The following is a 3,160-nucleotide window of genomic DNA, read 5'->3' as shown; positions in this document are numbered from 1 at the left end:
CTACCATCGGCGCTAAGCGGTTTCACTTCTGAGTTCGGCAAGGGATCAGGTGGTTCACGCGTGCTATGGTCGTCAGGCGTAACTGGCTGTATATCATGCTGATGTGATCGTTTCTTGCTGTCGTGCCGCCTGCTTGTTCACTCTTGATGAGTGGGCTGGGCCACACGCTGCGTATCCGGCTTTTTTTTGATGCATTAACATCATAACGTTATCACTGCGACCAGACCCCTTGGGTGTTATAGAGTCAAGCCTCACGGGCCATTAGTACACGTTAGCTCAACGCCTTGCAGCGCTTCCACACCGTGCCTATCAACCAGCTGGTCTCGCTGGGCCCTTCAGGGGGCTCTAGGCCCCAGGGATGTCTCATCTTGAAGGGGGCTTCCCGCTTAGATGCTTTCAGCGGTTATCCCGTCCGACCATAGCTACCCGGCAATGCCACTGGCGTGACAACCGGAACACCAGAGGGTCGTCCACTCCGGTCCTCTCGTACTAGGAGCAGCCCTTCTCAAACATCCAACGCCCACGGCAGATAGGGACCGAACTGTCTCACGACGTTCTAAACCCAGCTCGCGTACCACTTTAAATGGCGAACAGCCATACCCTTGGGACCGACTTCAGCCCCAGGATGTGATGAGCCGACATCGAGGTGCCAAACACCGCCGTCGATGTGAACTCTTGGGCGGTATCAGCCTGTTATCCCCGGAGTACCTTTTATCCGTTGAGCGATGGCCCTTCCATACAGAACCACCGGATCACTAGAACCTGCTTTCGCACCTGCTCGACGTGTCTGTCTCGCAGTCAAGCACCCTTATGCTCTTGCACTCAATGCACGATGTCCGACCGTGCTGAGGGTACCTTCGTGCTCCTCCGTTACTCTTTAGGAGGAGACCGCCCCAGTCAAACTACCCACCACACACTGTCCTCGATCCGGATAACGGACCTGAGTGAGAACGCCAATGATGCCAGGCTGGTATTTCAAGGTTGGCTCCCTTCGAACTGGCGTCCAAAGTTCAAAGCCTCCCAGCTATCCTACACAGGCAACATCAGCGTCCAGTGTGAAGCTATAGTAAAGGTTCACGGGGTCTTTCCGTCTAGCCGCGGGTACACCGCATCTTCACGGCGATTTCAATTTCACTGAGTCTCGGGTGGAGACAGCGTGGCCATCATTACGCCATTCGTGCAGGTCGGAACTTACCCGACAAGGAATTTCGCTACCTTAGGACCGTTATAGTTACGGCCGCCGTTTACCGGGGCTTCAATCAAGAGCTTCGCCTTGCGGCTAACACCATCATTTAACCTTCCGGCACCGGGCAGGCGTCACACCCTATACGTCCTCTTACGAGTTAGCAGAGTGCTGTGTTTTTAATAAACAGTTGCAGCCACCTGGTATCTTCGACCGGTTCGGGCTAGGAGAGCAAGTCTCTTCACCCTACGCCGGCGTGCCTTCTCCCGAAGTTACGGCACCATTTTGCCTAGTTCCTTCACCCGAGTTCTCTCAAGCGCCTTGGGATTCTCTCCCTGACCACCTGTGTCGGTTTGGGGTACGGTCGCACATGATCTGAAGCTTAGAGGCTTTTCCTGGAAGCGTGGCATCAGTGACTTCCTGACCGTAGTCAGTTCATCTCGTGTCTCGGCTTTAAGATCCCGGATTTTCCTAAGATCTCGGCCTACTCACTTTCACCAGGACAACCAACGCCTGGCTCACCTAGCCTTCTTCGTCCCCCCATCGCAACCATGTCCGGTACGGGAATATTAGCCCGTTTTCCATCGACTACGCCTTTCGGCCTCGCCTTAGGGGCCGACTCACTCTGCTCTGATTAGCATCGAACAGAAAACCTTGGTCTTCCGGCGAGGGAGTTTTTCACTCCCTTTATCGTTACTCATGTCAGCATTCGCACTCGTGATACCTCCAGCAGACTTCTCAATCCACCTTCATTGGCTTACACGACGCTCCTCTACCGCGCATCATTATCGAAATAATGACGCACCCGTAGCTTCGGTACCTGGTTTAGCCCCGTTACATCTTCCGCGCAGGCCGACTCGACTAGTGAGCTATTACGCTTTCTTTAAAGGATGGCTGCTTCTAAGCCAACCTCCTAGCTGTCTAAGCCTTCCCACATCGTTTCCCACTTAACCAGGATTTCGGGACCTTAGCTGACGGTCTGGGTTGTTTCCCTTTTCACGACGGACGTTAGCACCCGCCGTGTGTCTCCCACGCTGTACTCACCGGTATTCGGAGTTTGCCTCGGGTTGGTAAGTCGGGATGACCCCCTAGCCGAAACAGTGCTCTACCCCCGGCGGTAATACGTGAGGCGCTACCTAAATAGCTTTCGAGGAGAACCAGCTATCTCCGAGCTTGATTAGCCTTTCACTCCGATCCACAAGTCATCCAAATCTTTTTCAACAGATCCTGGTTCGGGCCTCCAGTTGATGTTACTCAACCTTCACCCTGCTCATGGATAGATCGCTCGGTTTCGGGTCTATATCCAGCGACTGTGTCGCCCAGTTAAGACTCGGTTTCCCTACGGCTCCCCTATACGGTTAACCTCGCCACTGAATATAAGTCGCTGACCCATTATACAAAAGGTACGCAGTCACAGAACAAGTCTGCTCCTACTGCTTGTACGCACACGGTTTCAGGATCTATTTCACTCCCCTATCCGGGGTTCTTTTCGCCTTTCCCTCACGGTACTGGTTCACTATCGGTCAGTCAGGAGTATTTAGCCTTGGAGGATGGTCCCCCCGTCTTCAGTCAAGGTTTCTCGTGCCCCGACCTACTCGATTTCACATGATCAGATTTTCGACTACAGGGCTATCACCTGCTACGGCCAGACTTCCCAATCTGTTCGCCTAATCATTCACATGCTTAAGGGCTGGTCCCCGTTCGCTCGCCGCTACTAGGGGAATCTCGGTTGATTTCTTTTCCTCAGGGTACTTAGATGTTTCAGTTCCCCTGGTTCGCCTCTTACACCTATGTATTCAGTGTAAGATACTGACCTTATGGTCAGTGGGTTTCCCCATTCAGAAATGCCCGGGTCACAGGTTGTTGCCACCTCACCGAGCCTTATCGCAGGCTACCACGTCTTTCATCGCCTCTGACTGCCTAGGCATCCACCGTGTGCGCTTCATTGCTTGACCCTATAACCCGAAGGAGTCTGGT

2 rRNA genes are annotated in these 3,160 nt (G+C 53.5%); both read right to left on the bottom strand.

The features are described 5' to 3' along the window. A 5S ribosomal RNA gene (gene rrf, locus ACT3RP_RS17845) occupies nt 1–77 on the bottom strand; the annotation flags it as partial. 163 nt (nt 78–240) lie between these two features. Beyond that, nucleotides 241–3,138, bottom strand: a 23S ribosomal RNA gene (locus tag ACT3RP_RS17840). Nucleotides 3,139–3,160: the final 22 nt, after the last annotated feature.

It is taken from the genome of Halomonas sp. AOP5-B2-8, assembly GCF_052376475.1.
Classification (GTDB): Bacteria; Pseudomonadota; Gammaproteobacteria; order Pseudomonadales; family Halomonadaceae; genus Vreelandella; species Vreelandella casei.
The sequence above is the reverse complement of the archived record's forward strand: the minus strand, read 5'-3'. Positions and strand labels throughout refer to the sequence as shown.